The 1,355-nt window shown below is 44.1% G+C and carries 2 protein-coding genes; both read left to right on the forward strand.

What is annotated here, in order from left to right:
• On the forward strand, positions 1–456 hold a 456-nt coding region (locus A3763_RS28645; RefSeq protein ID WP_197482897.1), incomplete at its 5' end, for a hypothetical protein.
• Positions 457–516: 60 nt separating this feature from the next.
• A partial coding sequence (locus A3763_RS12910) for an iron-containing alcohol dehydrogenase (RefSeq protein ID WP_068760110.1) occupies positions 517–1,355 on the forward strand: 839 nt, incomplete at its 3' end.

Below are 1,355 nucleotides of genomic sequence, written 5' to 3' on the forward strand. Positions count from 1 at the left end.
GCGGTCATACTTTATGGCATAGCCTTGGTGTTTGGCGCGATGGAGGCGCATTACCAAGTCCACTTGCATGGTGACGCACCCAGCTATTTTCAGCAAATGGGTGAAGGCAAGCTGATTGCTTTCACGCATGCCCACCTATTTGGCTTCACAACCAGCTTCTTTATCATCGGTATACCTTTCTCTATGCACTTCAGTCGCCTTAAGGTCTATCAATGGATATTTCCGGTTGGGTTGATTGCCTCGTTAACAGACATCATCTCCTGGTGGGGAATGAAGTATATCTCCGGTAACTTCGAGTACATTACCTGGGCCTGTGGTCTCATCTTTAGTGTGTGCTTTATGTGGATGCTTATCGGCCTGGTAAGAGTGCTATTCTTCCCGAAAGTAAAATGGTTCCCTGATTTTATCAACGAAGATAATCAGCGCCGTTTTAAGGAAGAGCATCCTCCTGAATAGAATCAATTTGCTCACAAGCTATTATCATTATGCAATGCAGTCGAATAAGGACTTAACGCTATGAACGACTTTTTTGGAAAGCTATTAAACTATGTTTGGATGTTTTGTCTAAAACTCACAGCCAGCCTACCGTTGATTAAAGAACCTAAGTTATTCGAGGGAGAAAACTCTTCACTTGATTTGATCGATTACATGGCGAGCCAGAAGCATAAAAGCGTACTGATTGTAACGGGTGCTGGGCTAATTCGAAGAGGGCAGGTGCAGCCGATTATTGATCGTTTTGCCGAACTTAATATTAGTGTGACTATTTTTGACCGTGTAGAACCCGACCCGACGTTCAGTATCACGAATGAAGCATTGAATCTGCTAAATGAAAACAATTGCCAAAGCGTGCTAGCGATCGGCGGTGGTTCTGCGATGGACCTTGCTAAAGTCATTGCCTTGAGTGCTTCCAATAAGAAAAAACCAGAAAAACTTACCGGTTATTTCAAAGCACTTAAGAAACCTTTGCCGTTTTACGCTATCCCAACAACAGCTGGCACAGGCTCAGAAGTGACGGTTATATCCGTCATATCTGATAATCAGACTAAAAGTAAAAGCTTCGTTATTGACCCTCGTACAGCCAGCTTAGCCACCGCACTTGATCCAGTATTTATGATTACGATACCGCCTGCGTTGACGGCAGCGACAGGAATGGACGCCTTAACCCATGCTATTGAAGCGTATGTCGGAAGAAATGGTAGTGCTTACACAGACGAGCAAGCCCTCGCAGCTATTCGTTTAATATTCAAAAACCTGCCTATTGCTTTTAAGGATGGAAGTAATATTGAGGCACGAAGTGCGCTGGCATTAGCTTCTTACAAAGCAGGACTAGCGTTTACGAAAGCATCACTGGGCTA

The sequence above is a fragment of the Oleiphilus sp. HI0128 genome (genome assembly GCF_001635365.1).